The organism is Marinimicrobium agarilyticum DSM 16975, assembly GCF_000423345.1.
GTDB classification, from domain to species: domain Bacteria; phylum Pseudomonadota; class Gammaproteobacteria; order Pseudomonadales; family Cellvibrionaceae; genus Marinimicrobium; species Marinimicrobium agarilyticum.
The window spans coordinates 488,329-508,056 of sequence record NZ_KE384008.1; the positions used below are offsets into that span (position 1 = coordinate 488,329).

General features: G+C 58.6%; 18 protein-coding genes. 12 read left to right on the forward strand and 6 right to left on the reverse strand.

Annotated features, from left to right (window positions below; all coding sequences use genetic code 11):
- Positions 1-67: 67 nt before the first annotated feature.
- Positions 68-856, reverse strand: coding sequence for a hydroxyacylglutathione hydrolase (gene gloB / locus G547_RS0118075; RefSeq protein WP_027331036.1), 789 nt, complete (start codon positions 854-856; stop codon positions 68-70).
- Between the two features lie 81 nt (positions 857-937).
- Here gloB and G547_RS22190 point away from each other — a divergent pair, with 81 nt between their 5' ends.
- From G547_RS22190 to msrA, 8 genes are all read left to right on the forward strand, one after another.
- On the forward strand, positions 938-1,771 hold the full coding sequence (locus G547_RS22190; RefSeq protein WP_157209932.1) for a class I SAM-dependent methyltransferase: 834 nt from the start codon (positions 938-940) through the stop codon (positions 1,769-1,771).
- Between the two features lie 4 nt (positions 1,772-1,775).
- Entirely contained in the window at positions 1,776-2,213 is a 438-nt protein-coding gene (gene rnhA / locus G547_RS0118085) for a ribonuclease HI (RefSeq protein ID WP_027331037.1), read from the forward strand.
- Position 2,214: 1 nt separating this feature from the next.
- Positions 2,215-2,922 carry a DNA polymerase III subunit epsilon gene (gene dnaQ, locus G547_RS0118090; protein WP_027331038.1) on the forward strand — a complete coding sequence of 236 codons (708 nt, stop codon included), beginning with the start codon at positions 2,215-2,217 and terminating at the stop codon, positions 2,920-2,922.
- A 136-nt stretch (positions 2,923-3,058) separates the two neighbouring features.
- Positions 3,059-4,768: a FimL-related protein gene (locus G547_RS0118095; protein ID WP_027331039.1), complete on the forward strand. Its 1,710-nt coding sequence runs from the start codon at positions 3,059-3,061 to the stop codon at positions 4,766-4,768.
- On the forward strand, positions 4,743-5,585 hold the full coding sequence (gene nudC, locus G547_RS22195) for an NAD(+) diphosphatase (RefSeq protein ID WP_084646202.1): 843 nt from the start codon (positions 4,743-4,745) through the stop codon (positions 5,583-5,585). The genes G547_RS0118095 and nudC overlap by 26 nt, the downstream gene beginning before the upstream one ends.
- 7 nt (positions 5,586-5,592) lie before the next feature.
- Positions 5,593-6,246: a hypothetical protein gene (locus G547_RS0118105; protein WP_027331040.1), complete on the forward strand. Its 654-nt coding sequence runs from the start codon at positions 5,593-5,595 to the stop codon at positions 6,244-6,246.
- Between the two features lie 42 nt (positions 6,247-6,288).
- Complete coding sequence (gene sohB, locus G547_RS0118110; protein WP_027331041.1) at positions 6,289-7,350, forward strand: protease SohB; 1,062 nt, start codon at positions 6,289-6,291, stop codon at positions 7,348-7,350.
- A 355-nt stretch (positions 7,351-7,705) separates the two neighbouring features.
- Positions 7,706-8,359 (forward strand): peptide-methionine (S)-S-oxide reductase MsrA, encoded by a 654-nt coding sequence (gene msrA / locus G547_RS0118115; protein ID WP_027331042.1) that lies wholly within the window; start codon positions 7,706-7,708, stop codon positions 8,357-8,359.
- Between the two features lie 72 nt (positions 8,360-8,431).
- Here the strand turns inward: msrA and G547_RS0118120 are convergent, their stop codons facing one another.
- Both G547_RS0118120 and G547_RS0118125 read right to left on the reverse strand, forming a co-directional pair.
- Positions 8,432-8,767: a hypothetical protein gene (locus G547_RS0118120; RefSeq protein WP_027331043.1), complete on the reverse strand. Its 336-nt coding sequence runs from the start codon at positions 8,765-8,767 to the stop codon at positions 8,432-8,434.
- Positions 8,768-8,805: 38 nt separating this feature from the next.
- Complete coding sequence (locus G547_RS0118125; protein ID WP_027331044.1) at positions 8,806-9,531, reverse strand: phosphoadenylyl-sulfate reductase; 726 nt, start codon at positions 9,529-9,531, stop codon at positions 8,806-8,808.
- 479 nt (positions 9,532-10,010) lie between these two features.
- Between G547_RS0118125 and thrH the strand changes: the two genes are divergently transcribed.
- Positions 10,011-10,628 (forward strand): bifunctional phosphoserine phosphatase/homoserine phosphotransferase ThrH, encoded by a 618-nt coding sequence (gene thrH / locus G547_RS0118130; RefSeq protein ID WP_027331045.1) that lies wholly within the window; start codon positions 10,011-10,013, stop codon positions 10,626-10,628.
- Positions 10,629-10,679: 51 nt separating this feature from the next.
- Here the strand turns inward: thrH and pabB are convergent, their stop codons facing one another.
- Entirely contained in the window at positions 10,680-12,071 is a 1,392-nt protein-coding gene (gene pabB, locus G547_RS0118135) for an aminodeoxychorismate synthase component I (protein ID WP_027331046.1), read from the reverse strand.
- Positions 12,072-12,186: 115 nt separating this feature from the next.
- Between pabB and rimO the strand changes: the two genes are divergently transcribed.
- Positions 12,187-13,527, forward strand: coding sequence for a 30S ribosomal protein S12 methylthiotransferase RimO (gene rimO / locus G547_RS0118140; RefSeq protein ID WP_027331047.1), 1,341 nt, complete (start codon positions 12,187-12,189; stop codon positions 13,525-13,527).
- Here rimO and G547_RS22200 read toward each other — a convergent pair.
- On the reverse strand, positions 13,457-14,155 hold the full coding sequence (locus tag G547_RS22200; RefSeq protein ID WP_051235707.1) for a Frag1/DRAM/Sfk1 family protein: 699 nt from the start codon (positions 14,153-14,155) through the stop codon (positions 13,457-13,459). The genes rimO and G547_RS22200 overlap by 71 nt on opposite strands.
- 129 nt (positions 14,156-14,284) lie before the next feature.
- Here G547_RS22200 and G547_RS22205 point away from each other — a divergent pair, with 129 nt between their 5' ends.
- Together G547_RS22205 and G547_RS0118155 are read left to right on the forward strand one after the other, a co-directional pair.
- Positions 14,285-15,868: a fused MFS/spermidine synthase gene (locus G547_RS22205; RefSeq protein ID WP_245573509.1), complete on the forward strand. Its 1,584-nt coding sequence runs from the start codon at positions 14,285-14,287 to the stop codon at positions 15,866-15,868.
- Between the two features lie 45 nt (positions 15,869-15,913).
- Positions 15,914-16,516, forward strand: coding sequence for a DUF938 domain-containing protein (locus tag G547_RS0118155; protein ID WP_027331048.1), 603 nt, complete (start codon positions 15,914-15,916; stop codon positions 16,514-16,516).
- A 37-nt stretch (positions 16,517-16,553) separates the two neighbouring features.
- On the opposite strand, the gene G547_RS0118160 is transcribed toward G547_RS0118155, so the two are convergent.
- Complete coding sequence (locus tag G547_RS0118160; protein WP_027331049.1) at positions 16,554-19,655, reverse strand: error-prone DNA polymerase; 3,102 nt, start codon at positions 19,653-19,655, stop codon at positions 16,554-16,556.
- Positions 19,656-19,728 lie beyond the last annotated feature (73 nt).

The following is a 19,728-nucleotide window of genomic DNA, read 5'->3' on the forward strand; positions in this document are numbered from 1 at the left end:
GATTCTAGGGAGTCTCTGGAAGGGCGTCAAGGATTGCATTCCGACTTTGAGACTTTCCCCCGACGCATCACTGAAAGCGGTCTTTGCGGCGACGGAGTTCGGCGAACACCTCGGCATCGTCGGCCTCTTCACTGAGCCCAATAGTGGTGCGAATGCCCGTGACCTGGGTACGCAAAAAGGGGTTGGTGGCTCGCTCGAGCGTCAGCTCTGTGGGCAGGCTGGGAGTCTGTTTGGCGCGCTGTTGTTCAACCCGAGTCAGACGTTCGGGGATGGCTGTATTGTGCGGGTCGACACTTCGGGCAAAGCGCAGGTTGGTATGGGTATATTCATGGGCGCAGTAGATGAGGGTGTCATCCGGCAAGGTGTTGAGCTTTTGGACGGACTCCAGTGCCTGGGCCGGTGTCCCCTCAAACAGTCGGCCACAGCCGGCGGCAAACAGGGCGTCACCGCAGAAGACTCTGGGGGGCTCCCCCTGAGTGTCGGGAGCGTAAAAATACGCCAGATGGTCCAGCGTATGGCCCGGCACGGCGAGAACACTCAGTGTGAGCCCAGGTAGTGTCAACTGGTCCCCCTCGGCGACCCGATGAGTGATCTGCGGCACAGAGTCGGGCCCGTAAACGGGAACCGGGTACTTTGCCAACAGAGCGTCGAGACCGTCGGTGTGGTCCCAGTGGTGATGGGTGATCAAAACCGCTTTTAGCGTCAAGGAGCGCTCCTCGAGCGCGGCGACGGCGGGGGCTGCGTCGCCGGGATCGATCAGATAGACGTCGTGTTTGCCGGCATCAGGGGCGTCGCCCACCGGCAGAAGCCAGATATAGTTACTGTCGAGGGCGGGAATTGCTATGGGTTCGAACATGCCAACTCCTGACTTGAGAATCGAGTGGAGTATACTCACACCATACCTGAATTCTCCTCAATCGCCGAACAGTGGTTAATTATGGCGTCATCGAAATGGTTGTATCGGTTCCGCGCCTGGAAGCATCGTCGGTTCGGGGTCCCCGGCCTGCAGCGGTCGGGGCCCGAACTGTCGGCCTGGTTCCGGACGCCCCTGGGGCGGGCGGTTCTCGAAGAAGAGCAGAATTGCCTGGAGGCCCAGCTTGAGGATCTCTTTGGATATCACCTGCTGCAAATGGGGGTCGATCCGAGCATTGATGTCAGTGGTGGAAGTCGAATTACCCATCGGGTCATGGTGGCCCACCACGCCAGGCAGCGTGCGGCATTGTCCCCTCTGGTGGCAGATCACCACCAGTTGCCGTTGCCGCCGGAATCAGTGGATCTGCTGATCATCCATCACATGCTGGATTACAGCCAGACACCGCACCAGTTGCTGCGCGAAGCGGAGCGGGTGCTGATACCGCGGGGGCATCTGGTCATTGTCGGGTTCAACCCGGTCAGTGGTTTTGGTCTGGTCCGTTGGTGTGCTCGTTGGTTCAGCGATCGAGCCCTTTGGCGCCACCAGGGGTTGCGATTGGGGCGGTTGCTCGATTGGCTGCAGTTACTGGACCTGCAGCCGGCCCAAGTGCGCCGGGGTTTTTTTCGCCCGCCCGTCACCTATCCGGGCGCGCTTCGGCGTTTGCATTGGCTTGAGCGCTGGGGTAAAAGACTGCACTGGCCGGGTGGGGCCTTTTATGTGGTGGTGGCCTGTAAGGAAGTCGGCGGGGCCATACCCATAAAACCGCCTTGGCAAACGGCCGAAAGGCCAGTGCCCGGGTTTGGCGTGAGCCCACTAAGGCGACATCAAAAAACAGTAAAATCAACAAGATATCGGTGAAAGTTTGAAAAAAATTGAAGTTTTTACGGACGGCGCCTGCCGGGGCAACCCTGGTCCGGGTGGCTGGGGAGCGTTGCTGCGTTTTAATGGTCGGGAGAGGCACCTGCATGGTGGAGAAGCGGAGACCACCAATAACCGAATGGAGTTGCGCGCCGCCATTGAGGCGCTCTCGGCTCTCAAGGAACCCTGCGAGGTGAGTCTGACGACCGACTCCCAGTACGTTCGCAAAGGGATCAACGAATGGATGGCGGGCTGGAAACGCAACGGCTGGAAGACCTCGGCCAAGAAGCCGGTTAAAAACCGGGATCTGTGGCAGGCGCTGGATGAATTGGCCCAACGCCATACTATTGAATGGCACTGGGTGAAAGGCCACAGTGGCCACCGGGAGAACGAGATCGCCGACGAGCTGGCAAATCTCGGCATTGATGAAATGAGGAGTTAACGTGCGGCAAATTGTACTCGATACGGAAACCACCGGTCTGGAAACGGCCCAGGGCCATCGTATTATCGAAATTGGCTGCGTGGAGCTGGTCAACCGGAAACTGACCGGGCGGCACTACCACCAATACATCAATCCCGAGCGAGAGGTTGACTCTGGCGCCATGGAGGTTCACGGCATCAGCAATGAAATGCTGGCGGACAAACCGGTATTCGCTCAGGTTGTGGAGGAGTTCCTGGCGTTCGTCGAGGGGGCGGAGCTGGTCATCCACAACGCGCCTTTTGATATTGGATTTATCGATCATGAACTGAAGCAGTGGAATGGTCGCTACGGTTCGATCACCAAGCGTTGCGGGGTGGTCGACAGTCTTGTGCTGGCCCGAGCCAAGCACCCGGGCCAGAAGAACAACCTGGATGCCCTGTGTAAGCGCTACGGGGTGGACAACACCCAGCGGGAGCTGCACGGTGCGCTGCTCGATGCCGAAATTCTGGCCGACGTTTACCTGCTGATGACCGGCGGGCAGACGGCGCTGTCCCTGGGCGGGCAGTCGTCCAAAGAGGGTGGGGACAGCTCCGGCACGGAGCGCCGCCCTCTGTCGGTCAATCGTCCATCCTTGCCGGTTATCAGCGCCTCAGAGGAGGAGTTGGCTGCCCATCGTGCCAAATTGGAAGCGATTGAAAAAGCGGCGGGCCACGTCCTCTGGAATGATTGACCAATGTCCCAAAACTGTCGGATTCTTAAGGACTTACGTTGCTTTGCTCAAGTTTTTGTGAAAAATGGGTGAAGTTGGGTTACATTGGCACTAAAACGCCATTAACAAACATTTCATAAACAAAAGGGTCGCGGCGGTGAGCAGCACTGAAAACGTCAACCTCAACTCTTTGAAGCTGGTTCAAGATCAGCTGGTGGCGACCATTGAGCATGCCGCCACGCAACTGGAGCAGTTTGCCGCCGACCGCAACAATGGCGAGTTACTGCAGAATTGCATCAACAGTATCAAGCAGATCAGCGGTACCCTGAACCTTCTGCAACTGCGCGGCGTCGACATGCTGGCCCAGGAGCTCGTGGAGCAGATCACCGATATCCCGCTCGGGGAAGAGCAGGACACCAATCGCAAGTTGGATGTTCTGACATCGGCGTTTTTCATTCTGCCGCGCTATCTCGAATACTGCCTGCAGACCTCGAAGAGCATGGCGGTTCTGCTGATCCCCCATATCAATGAACTGCGACAGCTGCGCAAGGCACCACCGCTGCCGGAAAGCCACTTTTACACGCTCGAAATTACCCCGGTTTACGCTGGTCATAAGCAGAGCAGCACCGTGCTGGGCGAGGACATGCGAGCCCTGGTGCGACGGCTCAGGCACATGTATCAGGTGGGGTTGGTCAACGTTCTGCAAAATAAACAGGTGCGGGCTTCCCTCGGAATGATGGGGCGTGCCATGGAGCGCCTGGAGTCGATCAGCAATGGCCGTCCCCGGGCCGCCTTGTGGTGGGTGGCGGCGGCGACGCTCGAAGCATTGCGCGCCGATAATATGGTCATCAGCGTCAGCCGCAAGCGACTGTTCAGTGCCCTGGACCGGGAAATCAAGAAGTTGCAGCTCTCCGGGGCGGAAGGGCTTGAAGTGCCTCCGCCGACCGACCTGCTGCGGGATATGCTGTATCTCATCGCGCTCTCCCGGGCCTCCGGTCCGAGGGTCGATACCGTCATAAAAGCCTATGAGCTCTCGCCTCTGCCCTACACCGATGCCGAACTGACCCGGGAGCTGGAGTTTCTCAAAGGCCCCAGCGCCGCCACAATCCATTCCATGGGCACGGTACTCAAAGACGAGCTGCGCAGCACCAAGAATATTCTGGAGCGGGCCGCCCAGGGGGGGACCGAGCTGTTACGGGAAAGCCCCGAGCTGCTGGAAACCCTGAAAAAGGTCGCGGATATTCTCGCGGTGGTAGGGCTGGTCTCCCCCAGCAATAGCCTCAAAGAGGAAATTCAGAAGATTCAGCGCTGGCACAAGTCGGATGAGGTGGTCGATCCGGAAGAGCTGCTGGGGGTCGCGGACACCTTGTTGTACATTGAGAGTTCCGTCTCCGGGTTGGGTAAAATGAACCTGTCCGACGAGCAGTTGGCCCGAATCAATGCCCGCTCCCGGGAGGAGGTGATCTCCACCAGTCAGCTTGCCGAAGCCGAGGAATTGGTGTTGGAGGAAGCCGAATCTGGGTTGGCCATGATCAAGCGGGCTCTCACATCATTCGTGGAATCGAATTACGATGTGGGGCATATCAAGAACGTCGCCACCACACTCAATACCATTCGCGGCGGTATGGTCGTTCTGGACCGGGGCAGGGCGGCGGCGGCACTGGCCTCCTGTACCCGTTTTATCGATCAGTCACTGCTCAAAAATGAACAGCCCGCGGCGGTCCAGCATATGCTGGAAACCTTTGCCGACGCCGTCATCAGCCTCGAGTATTACATCGACAGCATCAAGCAGGATCGGCGCACGGACGACAGTGTCCTCCAGGTGGCCGAAGAAAGCTTGGATGCCTTGGGATACCCGGTACAATAGGGTGGCTGACGAGACCACGTCTTCAGTGAATCGGCCACTGTTTCTGATGGTGGCCGGTGAGCAGTTACTGTGTAATGACACCGGCGAGCTGTGGTTGCTCAGCGAGGCCGAGGTGCGACAGTTGGCTCCCGAGGCGGAATCGGACTTCCTCGGGTACTGGGCTTCTCGCCCGGTCTACGCCCGCCAGTTGGACCGCGCAGTAAGCAATGTTCCGGGGCAGTGGCAAGAATTGCGCGCCCAGATGGGGCTCATCGACGAGACACTGTTTGCCCTCTCCGGTAGTGCTCTGCAGTGGGCGCGCTGGCGAATTGACCACCGCTTTTGTGGCCGCTGTGGCTCGCCCACGCGGCCCCTGCCAGGGGAGCCGGCCCACGTCTGCTCCCGTTGCGAGCTCCGCTTCTATCCCCGTCTTTCCCCCTGCATGATTACGCTGATCACCCGCGGTGACCACTGCCTGCTCGCCCGTCACGCCCGCTCTCGCAAGGCTTTCCACACAGCTCTGGCCGGGTTTGTTGAAATCGGTGAACGGGTGGAAGATACCGTTCACCGGGAAATCCGCGAGGAAGTTGGGCTGCGGGTTGCCGACCCGCGCTATTTTGGCAGCCAACCCTGGCCCTTTCCCGGGCAGCTGATGCTGGGCTTTCATGCCGAGTACGCCTCTGGTGACATCCAGGTGGATGGCGACGAAATTCTGGAGGCGGACTGGTGGCGGTACGACCGCTTGCCAATGGTGCCGCCGCCCGAGACGCTCGCGGGGCAGCTCATTGCGCATTTTGTCGCGCAGCAGCACAATAAGGGTCCTCAAGGGAGCACTTAGGAAGGCCATGTTCTACACACTATTGTCGATTTTTATTGTTCTGGTCGGTCTGATACTGGTTTACGCGGCCCTGCGCTTATTGGTCAAACGAAATTGGTTGATGGGGTTCGTGCGGGGTATTGTCGGTTTGGGCCTTATGGTAGTTGCGGTGTCGATGGCGTTGATCGCCTTTGATGTCTTCAGCTATCGTCAGATGGCACAGGAAGAGCCGGTGGCGACACTGAGTTTTGAACGTCTGGGGCAACAGTATTTTGAAGCCACGCTGGTGCATAACAACGGCCGCGAAGAAACCTTTGAGCTTCGGGGAGACCAATGGCAGCTTGATGCCCGAATCATCAAATGGCGTGGTTTTATGGGTGGCCTCGGCATCAAACCGGGCTACCGGCTCGATCGTATCAGCGGACGCTACTACAGTCTGAGCGAGGAACGCTCGGCGGAGCGAACCGTTTATTCGCTGGAGCAGGAGGGCTGGGGCCCCGACGTCTGGGCCTGGGCCAATGAAAATCCGGGCTGGCTCCCGGTGGTGGATGCTCGCTACGGCAGCGCGACCTTCGTACCCATGGCCGATAACGCACTGTTTGAAGTGCGCCTGTCCTCCACCGGACTTATGGCTCGGCCGCTGAACGAACCGGCCCGCGAGGCGGTCTCCTATTGGGAATAAGCCGGTCCTTCACATTCAAACGCATAACAACGGAGTAAAATTTTGGAATTTATCACTGATATCGGTCTGTTCCTCGCCAAAGCGGTGATCATCGTGGTCGCCATTGGCCTGGTCATCGGTTTGATCGCGGCGGCAGGCGCCAAGGGCAAGAAGAAGCTTGAAAAAGGTCACATCGAAGCGACCAAACTGAATGATCGCTTCAAACACATGACCGATGCTTTAAAAAATGTGGCCCTGGACGACGCCGAGCGCAAGGCCGAGGCAAAAGCCGACAAGAAGCGTGAGAAAGCCGAACAGGCCGAGAAGAAAAAAGCGCTGAAAGCCAAAAGCGGTGACACCAAGGCGGATAAAAAGCGCGTCTACGTGCTCGACTTTGACGGTGACATCAAGGCCTCGGCAACCGACAACCTGCGCGAAGAAATCAGCGCCGTCCTCAGTCTGGCCCGGTCTACGGATGAGGTGGTGGTCAAGCTCGAAAGCGGTGGTGGCCTGGTGCACAGCTACGGTCTGGCCTCGAGCCAACTGGCTCGCGTTCGGGATCGGCATATTCCCCTCACCGTATGTGTGGACAAAGTGGCCGCCAGTGGTGGCTACATGATGGCCTGCGTCGCCGACCGCATCCTGGCTGCGCCTTTTGCGGTACTGGGGTCCATCGGTGTGATCGCCCAACTGCCCAACTTCCACCGTCTGCTCAAGAAGAGCAACATCGATTTCGAGATGTTTACCGCTGGCGAATACAAGCGTACCGTAACGATGTTTGGTGAGAACACGAAGAAGGGTCGGGACAAATTCGTTGAGGATCTGGAAGATACACATCTGCTGTTCAAGGAGTTTGTGTCGGAACACCGCCCGCAGGTGGATATCGGTAAGGTGGCGACGGGCGAGATCTGGTTTGGCCGTCGCGCGCAGGAAGTGAAGCTGGTGGATGATTTGAAGACCAGTGATGAGTATCTTTTGTCGCAGTCGGATAAGGCGGATATTTTCGAGGTGAAGTACGTTCAGAAGAAGTCGCTGCAGGAGAAGTTTGGTATGGCGGCAGAAGGCGCAGTGGATCGTTTACTCTTGCGCTGGTGGCAGCGGTCCAACAATCAGCGCTGGTTTTAGTATAGTTGAGCGGTATTTTTGAAGTACGGTCTTGGGGTGGGTGTACCGGTTGGAGACCCGCCGTGAATACATCCCTGTAGGCTTCTCATCGGCATCCATGCCTCAGAGAGTCTCCAACCGGTACACCCACCCCAAGACCTCCGTGCCACGAATAAACCATATTGATCCTGCCCAAGCCTGTTTGTTGGCACAGAGGCAAGGGAGGGGGTAGGTACCTCGTGGACTCTCTGAGGCATGGATGCCGATGAGAAGCCCCCATGGATGGGTTCACGGCGGGTCCACGAGGTACCTACCCCCTCCCTTGCCGGACGCGACAGAAACCACCCATCCCAGAGTTTATTTGAGGTCTCTAAAGATGTTCTTCGGAAGCAGAAAGCTGGAAATGCCCACGCGGGAAAAAGCGCTGCCCGGTCGGGACGAGCCCATGAAACTCGAAGGCGAGCAGGCTAAACACTTTGTCAAAGGTACCCCGATAGTGCCACCGTTCCCAGAGGGTTTAGAACAAATCGTCGTCGGCATGGGCTGCTTCTGGGGCGCCGAACGCTGCTTCTGGCAACTGCCCGGGGTCTACACCACCGCCGTCGGGTACGCCGCCGGATATACCCCCAACCCCACCTACGAAGAAGTCTGCTCCGGCTACACCGGCCACAACGAAGTCGTCCTCGTTGTATTCGACCCCAAAGTCGCACCGCTAGAGACCGTACTCAAAACCTTCTGGGAAAACCACGACCCCACCCAGGGCATGCAGCAAGGCAATGACCGGGGCACCCAATACCGCTCCGGCATCTACGCCTCCAATGAGCAACAGCTAGACGCCGCCGAAGCCTCGCGCGATCGCTATCAGGCCGCGTTGCAAAGAGCGGGGAAGGGGCAGATTACCACCGAAATTCTCGAAGCTGGCCCGTTCTACTACGCCGAAACTTACCACCAGCAATACCTGGCGAAGAATCCCGGCGGTTATTGCGGCCTGGGTGGAACGGGCGTGGCGTGCCCGGGCGGAGTCGCCTGAAAAGCGTCCAGCCATAAAAAAACGCCGGCCCCTTTCAGGCCGGCGTTTTTGGTTTTACCCGCGTCTTTAGACTTAGAGAAAATCCAGGTCCGGATTGTCCTTCATGATCTCCTTCAGTTCATCGGACTCACTGGTTTCCTGCTCCAGCACCTCCCGTACGAACTTCAGGTAGACGGTGTAGATCTCCGGCGCTTGACCTTCGCGCTCCACCACAAAGAATGGTGCCCGGTTGACCTGGTGCTCGCGTGCCAGCTGAAGGCCGGGGCTGTCCGGATCGCGCTCGTCCGCGATCAGGATCTCGTCAATGCGGTCCATATGCCCCGATTGCTCGAGCTTTTCCAGGACGTCGGCACATTTGGCGCAGGGGGACCCGTCTTGCAGGATTTTCTTAACCAGCGTGATGGTCATAACCTTACCTCACTGCTCGGTGTTGCAAACCGATGCGATTACTTTACGTTGTCGCCGTGCAGGCCGCACTCTTTCTTGGTGGCTTCTTCCCACCACCAACGGCCTTCCCGCTCGTGCTGGCCGGGGCCGATCGGACGGGTGCAAGGCTCGCATCCAATAGAAACGAAACCACGATCGTGGAGTTCGTTGTAGGGAATCTCCATCGCGCGAATATAGTCCCACACCTCCTGGGAGCTCCAGTTGGCCAAGGGGTTGAACTTCACAAGCCGGCCGTCGGGGCGTGCGAACAGCTTGTCATCCTGAATCACGGGGATGCCCATGCGGGTGCCTGGGCTCTGGTCTTTGCGCTGGCCGGTGATCCAGGCGTCCACTTCCTGCAGCTTTTTCCGCAGAGGGCCGATCTTCCGGATACCACAGCACTCCTGGTGACCGTCCTGGTAAAAACTGAACAAACCCTTCTTGCGAACCATGTCGCGCAGCGCTTCCGGGTCGGGGGAGAGTACATCGATATCGACGCCGTAATGCTCACGCACCCGCTCGATAAAGCGATAGGTCTCAGCGTGTAGTCGGCCGGTGTCGAGGACGAACACCTTGATGTCCGGGCGAATCTGGTGGGCCATGTGCACCAGCACCACGTCTTCGGCCCCACTGAAAGACACCACGATATTGTCAAACTCATTCAACGCGAACTCGATGACTTTTTGAGGGGACGCTTTCTGCAGTTCGTCGTCCAGGTCGACGGTATTGAGTAATTCACTCGTCATTGATTCTTCCATCATTGAATTGGCTCATCACGGGCGGAGAAGAATACCAGAGCGATGATTAACTTCCTAATACCCAAACTTTATGAGGTTATAGCGCCTTTTCAGAGGACTTGAAGGTCCTTGTTGAAGTGAAATATGACGGCCGTGAAACAATGGCTAAAATATGGTCGTTTTGAGCGTTTTACGCACAGCATCTTGTGGTTTTTGAGTGCCGGATGCCTACATGTTGGTGAAAATTCCGGCAAATTGGTCGTATTTTCGCTAATCAGTCCGTTTAAAATGGCATATAAAAACATTTTATAATCGCTTTCGGGTATATGTTCCACGTGAAAACGCCTCGGACGCCGAAATGCTGACAAGGGAGGCTAAACGCTGTGCTGCAGGGCGGTCTCAGTTGCGTTTGGCGGGGGAAACCGGTAAATTTCTCCATTTTTCGGGCCACGGGTCCGATTTCAAATACTGTAAACTTGGGGGTAAGCGTGGAATTAGCCTGTCTCGACCTGGAAGGGGTCCTGGTGCCAGAAATCTGGATCGAATTCGCCAAGGTAACCGGCATCGAAGAGTTGAAGGCGACCACTCGTGACATTCCGGATTACGATGTGCTGATGAAGCAGCGCCTGCGCATTCTGGAAGAGAACAACCTCGGTCTGAATGAAATTCAGGAAGTGATCGCGACGCTGAAGCCTCTGGAAGGCGCGCCGGAGTTTGTCGACTGGCTGCGCGAGCGCTTTCAGGTCATTATTCTCTCTGACACCTTTTACGAGTTCTCCCAGCCGCTGATGCGTCAGCTGGGTTTCCCGACGCTGCTCTGCCACCGTTTGCAGGTCAATGAGCAGGGCAAAGTGGTGGACTACACCCTGCGCCAGAAGGACCCCAAGCGCCAGTCGGTTCTGGCGCTCAAAACCCTGTATTACCGGATTATTGCCGCGGGTGATTCCTACAACGACACCACCATGCTGGGTGAAGCCGATGCCGGGATCTTGTTTCATGCGCCGCAGAACGTGATTGATGAGTTTCCGCAGTTCCCGGCCGTGCACAATTATGAAGACCTGAAGAAAGCCTTTATCACCGCCAGTAATCGCGACCTGTCTCTCTAGCGATTAATGGCAGCGGCCCCGTCAGTGATCGGCGGACGGGGCCGACCCGCTTTAACAATCGGTGCCGAAGGCGCTTTTCAGCGTGTCCATCAGAACCCTGACCTTGTTCCAGCTCTCCTCATATTCACTCTCCGCTTCCGAGTCGGCCACGATTCCACCGCCGCCCCAGCAATAGATCCGGTCCCGGTCGCACACCAGGGTGCGAATGGCGATGTTGGTGTCCATGTTGCCGTCGGCGCTCAGGTAGCCAAGACTGCCGCAGTACACCGAGCGGCGGCAGGGCTCCAGCTCCTCGATAATCTCCATCGCCCGGATCTTGGGGGCACCGGTAATCGAGCCTCCCGGAAAGCTGCCTTGCAGCAGGTCCAGTGCTGTTGCGCCGGGCCGCAGGTCGCCGGTGACGGTGCTGACCAGATGGTGGACGTTCGCGAAGCTCTGCAGCTCGAACAACTGCGGTACCTCTACCCGGTCGCAGCTTTTGCTCAGGTCATTGCGCAGCAGGTCGACAATCATGAGATTTTCCGCCCGGTTCTTAAGGCTTCGAGCCAGAGCCTCTCCCTCGGCGCGGTCCTCGACCGGGTCGGCGCGCCTGGGGGCGGTCCCTTTGATGGGTTTGGTTTCCACCCGGCCGTCGCGCACCGCCACAAAGCGCTCGGGAGAGAGGCTGATGACGGCCCCTTCGGGCAGCGGCAGGTAGCCCGAGAAAGGCGAGGGCAGCGCCCGGCGCAAGGCCAGGAAGCCGAGCGCCGGGTTGCCTTCAAATCGGGCGCTGAAGCGCTGTGCGAAGTTGGCCTGGTAGCAGTCGCCCGCGTCGATATAGCGTTGTATGCGGGCGACGCGATCGAGATACATCTCCCTGGAAATATCTGGAGAAAAACGGCTAATTTTCAGCTGGTTACGAGTATTTCCGAGAAAATGCTTTAACGTTGATTTCGGGTCTTTGGAGAGCAGGCGCCGCCTTAGCGACTCAAGGTTCACTTCGGGCCGGACCACCAGGAAAGCCCGCTCGGTGTGGTGGTCCTGAATAATGGCCCAGTCATAAAAGCCGAGCCACAGGTCGGGCAGGGCGACGTCAGCCTGCGCCTGCTGGGGCAGCTGTTCCAGCCGGCGCGCGAGATCGTAACCAAAGTAGCCAATGGCACCGGGAATAAAGGGCAGGTCGGGTACGGCCCTCAAGGGCGGGCCCTGCCACCGGCGGATCACATTGAGCGGATTGTCTTCGGTGAGTTCCACTGTCTTGTCGGCGGCTTCGACCCGGGTCTGGTGGCCTCGTGTGCTGATCTGTAGGCGGGGTTCCGCGGCGAGGATGTCGTACCGGCCGTACTGACTGCCCGGGTGGCCGCTATCGAGCCAGGCCGGGGAGGCCATCTCGGCCAGCAGGGCGAACCAATGGGCGCTGTCCGTGTAATAGGGCAGGGATATAACCTGGGGGCTGGGCCGCATGGAAAAGAATCGGAACTCGTGGCGAAAAACCGACATTCTAGCATGGGAACCCATGCAAACCGCCGTATTAACGCCTACAATAGCGCCCTTTTCTGCACCTCGAGAGTCACACCCTATGAAGCACACTCCCACCGTCGGCTTTGTCAGCCTGGGCTGTCCCAAAAACCTTGTGGATTCCGAACGGATCCTGACGCAGTTGCGGACCGAGGGCTACCAGATCGTCCCCAGCTACAATGACGCGGACATGGTGATTGTGAACACCTGCGGTTTTATCGACAGCGCCGTGGAAGAATCTCTGGGAACCATTGGTGAAGCCCTGAAAGAGAACGGGAAGGTGCTGGTGACCGGCTGTCTGGGGGTGAAAGAGGATGAGATTCGTGAGGTTCATCCTGGGGTGCTCGGCATTTCCGGCGCTCACGCCTATGAAAAGGTGCTCGATCAGGTGCACCAGCATCTGCCGCCCAGCCAGGACCACAACCCTTTTGTAGACCTGGTGCCGCCTCAGGGCATCAAGCTGACGCCGCGTCATTACGCTTACCTGAAGATTTCCGAGGGCTGTAACCATAAGTGCAGCTTCTGCATCATCCCGGATATGCGGGGCAAGCTCGTCAGCCGGCCTGTTGGTCAGGTAATGAGCGAAGCCGAGCGTCTGGCCAAAGCTGGTGTGAAAGAGCTGCTGGTGATTTCCCAGGACACCTCGGCCTACGGCGTGGATATCAAGTACAAGACCGATTTCTGGGACGGCCGTCCGCTCAAGACCGACATGCTCAAACTCTGTGAGGCGCTGGGAGAGCTCGGCGTCTGGGTGCGCCTGCACTATGTCTACCCGTATCCCCACGTGGACAACGTCATCCCGCTGATGGCGGAGGGTAAAATTCTTCCCTATCTGGACATCCCCTTTCAGCACGCCAGCCCCCGAATGCTCAAATTGATGCGACGCCCCGGTCAGGTAGAGAGAACCCTTGAGCGCATCAAAAGCTGGCGCGAACAGGTACCGGACCTGACCATTCGCTCTACGTTTATTGTCGGCTTTCCCGGTGAGACCGAAGACGACTTTCAGCAGCTGCTGGAGTTTCTCGAAGAGGCGGAGCTGGATCGCGTCGGTTGTTTCCAGTATTCACCGGTAGAAGGGGCGGCGGCGAACGAGCTGCCGGATCCGGTACCGGACGATGTAAAGCAGGAGCGGTTCGAGCGCTTTATGGCGGTGCAGCAGGGCATCTCCGCCCGGCGCCTGCAAGCCAAAATCGGGCGCACCCTGGAAGTGCTTATCGACGAAGTGGACGAAGAAGGGGCAATCGGTCGCAGCTATGCCGATGCACCGGAAATTGATGGCCTCGTCTACCTCAACGGCGAGCAGGGCATGCAGCCCGGTGACAAAGTCATGGTCAAGATTGAGCAGGCGGATGAGTACGACTTGTGGGGAAGTGTGGATCGCGCCACCACAGCCAGCCACTGATGCCGTAAAACCCGACCATGGCCCAGGCGAAATTCCACTCGACGATGTTTTTCGCCTCGTACTCAAAGGCCGGTTGGGTGATATCGATGGTCAACGAGACAAACCCCCAAAGCCACTGAAGGCTCACCAGAGCAAACTGCCAGCGCACCAGTCGCAGCGTTCGGGCGGGCAACTGGTGGCGCGCTGAGAACAGGGATTGCACGCACAGCAGCTGGGCCAGAAGGGCAAAGGCAAAGTGGAAAATAATTCCCGTGCGGCGCATAAACTCATAAAAACCGCTGCCTGAGCCGAGATAGTTGGCGTAAAGCACCAGTGCCAGAGCCGAAATCACGCCCAACCAGAGGGCGACCGTATGGCGCCGACGCGGGCCCACCCGCTGGGTGAGCCAGTGCCACTGCAGCCACCAGTAGATCGCCAGCAGCATGCTCAGTGGCATCATCAACCCCCGAAACAGAAATAATGCATCGCCGTAGCGGGCCGCTCCGCTGATGGAGGTACAGCCGTGGGTGAAGGGGAAGCAGGCTACCACTGAGCCCTGATACAACGAAATGGCGTAGGAGCCGGTCACAGCCAGCAGTGGCACCACACAGTTCAGCCAGGCAATGGCGGACGGCAGGCGTGCGGTCATCGGAGCGCTCTCCAGGTAATTTTCACAAGCTGCGAACCAAGCCACAAAACACCAAGGTGGCATTGGCAACCTCATTGGCTTCTTATAGGCTACCAAGCTCCGCAACAACAATAAACGAGGTTAAGGACCGTGGCCAAACACTCTAACAAAAAGGAACCGTCGGCCAGCGCCGCTCAGCACCCGCCACTACAGGCGGTTGACCGGGGTTTGTTCTATCTGACTGCAAGCATTACCGGCGCCACGGTAATGATGATTGAACTGCTCGGCACACGCATTATCGGGCCCTACTACGGTGTGAGCATGATTGTCTGGTCATCGTTGCTCTCCACGGCACTGTTGGCCCTGTCGATTGGCTATCTTCTCGGTGGGCGTCTGGCGGATACCGCTCCGTGGTTGCGACTGTCCCATATTCTGCTGGTGACGGCGGTCCTGATCGGCGTGATCCCGCTTTTGAGCAAACCGGTACAACTGGCCAGCAACGGCCTCGGCTTGCGGGGTGGGGCACTGATGAGCGCCCTGATACTGTTTACGCCCTGCCTTTTGGCGCTCGGCATGGTGGGGCCCTACGTCATCAAGATCGCCACCAGCGGTCTGGAGCGCGTCGGGCGAACCGCCGGCACGGTCTATGCCATCAGCACCTTGGGTAGTGTGATGGGGACCTTGCTGCTGGGCTTCTTTTTACTGCCGCTGTTCGGAACCGAGAATATCGTGCTCAGCCTCAGCTTGTTGATGCTGGTGCTGGCGTTTCTGCTCGCGCTCTATGAGAACCTCCGACTTAACGCCGGCAATTCACTGGTCGGGTGGGGCGCCACCACCGCCGTGCTGGCGGTGGCTCTGCTCCTGGGCGTGGGGTCAACCCTCGGGACCCGGGACTACCCGGGCTCCGAGGTGGTCTTCGAAGAAGAAACCCACTACGGCTGGGTGCGGGTGGTGGACCAGCCGGAGCGGGGTATTCGGTGGCTGATGTCCGGGGGCTCCACCATCGGTGCCGAGCACCTGGAGACCGGGGCCGGGCTGTTGGGTTACCAACAGGTGGTCGGTCACCTGCCACGGTTTCATCCAGCGGGGGAGAATGCGTTGCTGGTGGGGCTGGGGAGTGGGCACCTGGTCAATACCTACCGGCAGTTCGGGGTACGCACCGACGCCATCGAAATCGACCCGGCCGTGGCCTACGCCGCCCACGAATATTTCAGTTTCGAACCCACGGGCGATGTGATTGTGGGCGATGCCCGCTATCAGATTAAGCAACTGGACAAGCGCTACGACTTTATTATTCACGACTGCTTTACCGGCGGTACCGAGCCTATTCATCTGCTCAGCCTGGAAATGTTTCGCGAACTCAAGGCCAAGTTGAAGCCGGGCGGCGTTCTGGCCCTGAACTTTGTCGGTCTCACCCTGGAAGGAGAGCAGACGCCGGTGGAAGCGGTGGCCCACACTTTGGACCAGGTCTTCGAGCACCGTCGCACGTTCGTTTCTTCCCCCGACGCGACCTTCAATGACTTTGTATTCTTTGTCTCGGATCGGCCGCTGGCCCTGAGCGGACCCGAGACCGCCCTGAACTGGTTGGAAGAGCGGGAAGTGGCTATTGCCGGTAACACCGATCTGGTCATCACCGACAACTTCAACCCGCTCGAAACCCTGCATATCGCCAAAGCGGAGTACTACCGGGACCTGCTGATTGAGCGTGTAGGGGAGGACATTCTGTTTTATTGAGTTACACTGGATGCCATTGAAACCCGCAGTAGGTGAAGTCTTTCCATGGTGACCTTGCAGAAACCGTTCTCCCAGGCTTGTGAAAACAACAAGCAGCCCATCTTATCGGTATTGGCGCCGCGCTTGGCCACCTGCCGCCACCTGTTGGAAATCGGCAGCGGGACCGGCCAACACGCGGTACATTTTGCCTCTGCCATGCCCCATCTGGTGTGGCAGACCAGCGATCTTCCGCAAAATCACGACGCGATCGAGCAGTGGCTTGAGGATTACCCCGGTACCAACCTCAGGGCGCCGCTGGCGCTGGATGTGACTCATCCCGAATGGCCGATTGAGGAAACCGATGCGGTATTTACCGCCAACACGTTTCACATCATTTCCTGGGAAGCGGTGTTGAGTTTGCTTGAGGGGGTGGCGCGGTTGTTACCCCCCGGAGGCCAACTGATTGTTTATGGCCCTTTCAATGAAGAGGGCGCCTTTACCAGCGACAGCAATGCCGCCTTTGATCAGTCGCTCCGCCAACAGGCACCGCACCGTGGTATTCGAAACCGACAGACGGTGGCGGCCGAGGCGCAAGACCGGGGGCTGATGCTGAACACAACCCTGGAGTTGCCGGCCAACAATCGCTGCCTGGTTTTTGTGCGCCAATAGCGGTTGGACTGCTCTGGAGGGGTGGGGCGTTAATGCCTTAGTGAAAATCCCGAGACTTGGCCGATAAGCGCTGCAACCGATCACTCATATCCTCCAGCCGGCCTGCGATCACGTGAACCACGGACCCCTCGCGCTCCAGTATGCCGTGAACCTTGAGAATCCGGGCGGTCAGGTAGGCCCGCTTTTGTGCCCTTGCCGTAGCCAACCACACCACCACATTACTGTTACCAGTATCATCCTCCAGTGTAATGAAGGTGACCCCGGCCGCGGTACCGGGGCTCTGGCGCCCGGTCACAACACCCGCCACCACCACCGGTGCTTTGTGACGGTGAGTCACCAGATCCCGGGCTCGCACAAAGTGGCCGAGCATTCCGGCCTCTTCCAGTAAAACCACCGGATGACGATTCAGGGTAAGGCCGGTGCTGGCGTAATCTTCAACCAGGTTGTCGAACTCACTGGGCTGGGGCAGGTAATCCGCCGGAGTCTCGGCCGCTGCCAGAGTCGGTTCGGCTTGAGCGAAAAGCGGTAACTCTTCATTGCGGTCCATCAGTTGCCAGCGCGACTGGTAGCGGTTATCACTGAGGGTGTGCAGGGCGTTAGCGCTGGCCAGAGCTTCCAGGTCGCGCCGGGACAAGCCGCAGTGCTGCAATTGTGACGTCTGCTGGAAACGAATGCCTGAGCTATTTCTGGGTTGTGTTTCCAGAGTGTCGATCCCCTCGCGGGACAGCCCCTTGACCAGCCTTAGCCCGAGCCGGATGCTCAACCGGTCGCCGTCTCGCTCGAGCCTGTGGTCTCGATCAGAATGGTTGACACAGATGGGATGGACAACCACGCCGTGGCGTCGGGCGTCCTGAATCAGCTGGGAGGGCGAGTAAAAACCCATCGGGTGGCTGTTGAGCAGTGCCGTGTAAAACGCTTCCGGGTAATAGTGCTTGAGCCAGGCCGAGGCGTAGGCGAGCAGGGCAAAGCTCGCCGAGTGGGACTCCGGAAAACCGTACTCGCCAAAGCCCAGTATCTGTTGGTAGATACGTTCCGCGAATTCATTGGTATAGCCACGTGCTTCCATACCGTTCACCAGCTTGCCGTGAAACCTGCCCAGATCACCGGTTTTTTTCCAGGCCGCCATGGCGCGCCGCAGCTGGTCGGCTTCGCCACCGCTAAAGCCGGCGGCGACCATCGCCAGTTGAATCACCTGTTCCTGAAAAATGGGCACACCCATGGTCCGCTCCAGCACTCCCCGGACTTCTTCCGAGGGGTAGTCCACGCGCTCTTCGCCATTGCGCCGCTTTAAATAGGGGTGAACCATACCGCCCTGAATGGGGCCGGGCCGGACAATGGCAATCTGGATGACCAGGTCGTAATAGCGGGCGGGTTTGAGCCGGGGCAGCATGGACATCTGGGCGCGTGATTCAATCTGGAAAAGCCCCACGGTATCGGCTTTCTGGATCATTCCGTAGACCTGCGGATCATCCATGGTGGCGGTCAATCCGGAGAGTGTCAGAGAATGGCCCTGATGTTCCCGGATCAGGTCGAAGCTCTTGCGCAGGGCTGTGAGCATCCCCAATGCGAGGATGTCCACCTTCAGCAGACCGAGGGTTTCAATGTCGTCTTTGTCCCACTGAATCACGGTGCGATCGGCCATGGCAGCGTTCTCGATCGGTACCAGTTCATACAAGGGGCCTGAGGAGATCACAAAACCGCCCACATGCTGCGACAGATGCCGGGGGAAACCGCGCAGCTCATTCACCAGCCGAATCAGTTGCTCGGCGGTTTCCGAGCCGGGGGTCAAGCCGATATCTCCGACCTGATCCTCCCAGGCGGAGTCCCGGTCCCGCCGGTTGATGTTGCGAATCAGAAACTCGAGGTGGGACTCATTGATTCCGAGCGCCTTGCCCACGTCCCGCAGGGCACTTTTGAAGCGGTAGCTGATGACGGTGGCGGCCAACGCCGCCCGAGGGCGACCGTATTTTTCATAGACGTACTGAATCACCTCCTCGCGCCGTTCATGCTCGAAGTCCACGTCAATGTCCGGCGGTTCATCCCGCTCTTTGGATAGAAAGCGCTCAAACAGCACCTTGATATGGCGTGGGTCGACCGCGGTGATTTCCAGGCAGTAGCACACCACCGAGTTCGCGGCGGAGCCCCGGCCCTGGTAGAGAATGCCATTACTCTGGGCAAAGACCACCAGATCGTGAATGGTCAGGAAAAAATGGGCGTACCCCAGCTCTTCAATCAGAGCCAGCTCCTTGTCGATAGTGGCGCGAACCTCATGGCCAGGTCCCTCGGGAAAGCGTTTGACGACGCCCTGTTCGACCAGCTCACAGAGATAAGTAAAGGGTGATTTTCCCGCGGGCACCAGCTCCGCCGGGTATTCGTAGCGCAGCTCGCCCAGGTCGAACTGACAACGCTCGGCGATGGCGAGGGTCTGTTCCAACCACTCGGTTTTGAACAGGGTCTGAACTCGATCAATGGAGCGCAGCCGGCGCTCGGCATTCGAGCACAACCGGCGTCCGGCTTTGGCCACGGTGGTCCCCAGGCGAATGGCGGTCAGCACCTGCTGCAGAGGCAGGCGCTCGGCGCAGTGCATCAACGCTTCGCCGCAGGCACTGATGGGCAGTCCGAGCGTGCCGGCCAGCTGTTCGCAATGGGCGATATAGCGATGTTCCCGGTGAGTGAGATGGCGCCGCAGGCCCAGCCAGAGTCGCTCGGCACAGTGTTTCTGCAGCCACTGTCCCCAGCGCAGGTCCCGGGCCCAGTCGCCGTGGGGGAGCCAGATAACCAGACAGTGTTGGAGGGATTTAAGGTCCCACTTTTCCAGTTGATACTGCCCCTTGGGGCTGCGTCGGCGGGCGTTGGTAATCACCCGGCACAGCTCGGCATAGGCCGCCCGGTGAGGGCAGAGTAGAACTACATCCAGGCCCGGTGGCAACTTCATCCGGCTGCCGACAATCAGCTTGGTCTCGCTGTTCAGGCGCCGGTGCTCGGCATAGGCCCGCACCACCCCAGCGACGGAACATTCGTCGGTAAGGGCCAACGCCCGGTAGCCAAGCTCATCGGCCCGGCGCATGAGCTCTTCCGGATGAGAGGCGCCTTCAAGGAAGGAAAAATTGCTTTGACAGACCAGCTCGGCATAACCCACGGGATCTTCACTCTGCATCTTGGGTGTATTGATATACTGTTTTTATATACAGTATATACGCAGAAATGTAGAC

What these genes read in the sequence shown, in the direction of transcription:
- gloB (WP_027331036.1), bottom strand. Translation starts at nt 856, where the DNA reads ATGTTCGAACCCATAGCAATTCCCGCCCTCGACAGTAACTATATCTGG.
- G547_RS22190 (WP_157209932.1), top strand. Translation starts at nt 938, where the DNA reads ATGGCGTCATCGAAATGGTTGTATCGGTTCCGCGCCTGGAAGCATCGT.
- nudC (WP_084646202.1), top strand. Translation starts at nt 4,743, where the DNA reads ATGCCTTGGGATACCCGGTACAATAGGGTGGCTGACGAGACCACGTCT.
- G547_RS0118105 (WP_027331040.1), top strand. Translation starts at nt 5,593, where the DNA reads ATGTTCTACACACTATTGTCGATTTTTATTGTTCTGGTCGGTCTGATA.
- msrA (WP_027331042.1), top strand. Translation starts at nt 7,706, where the DNA reads ATGTTCTTCGGAAGCAGAAAGCTGGAAATGCCCACGCGGGAAAAAGCG.
- G547_RS0118120 (WP_027331043.1), bottom strand. Translation starts at nt 8,767, where the DNA reads ATGACCATCACGCTGGTTAAGAAAATCCTGCAAGACGGGTCCCCCTGC.
- G547_RS0118125 (WP_027331044.1), bottom strand. Translation starts at nt 9,531, where the DNA reads ATGACGAGTGAATTACTCAATACCGTCGACCTGGACGACGAACTGCAG.
- pabB (WP_027331046.1), bottom strand. Translation starts at nt 12,071, where the DNA reads ATGCGGCCCAGCCCCCAGGTTATATCCCTGCCCTATTACACGGACAGC.
- rimO (WP_027331047.1), top strand. Translation starts at nt 12,187, where the DNA reads ATGAAGCACACTCCCACCGTCGGCTTTGTCAGCCTGGGCTGTCCCAAA.
- G547_RS22200 (WP_051235707.1), bottom strand. Translation starts at nt 14,155, where the DNA reads ATGACCGCACGCCTGCCGTCCGCCATTGCCTGGCTGAACTGTGTGGTG.
- G547_RS0118155 (WP_027331048.1), top strand. Translation starts at nt 15,914, where the DNA reads ATGGTGACCTTGCAGAAACCGTTCTCCCAGGCTTGTGAAAACAACAAG.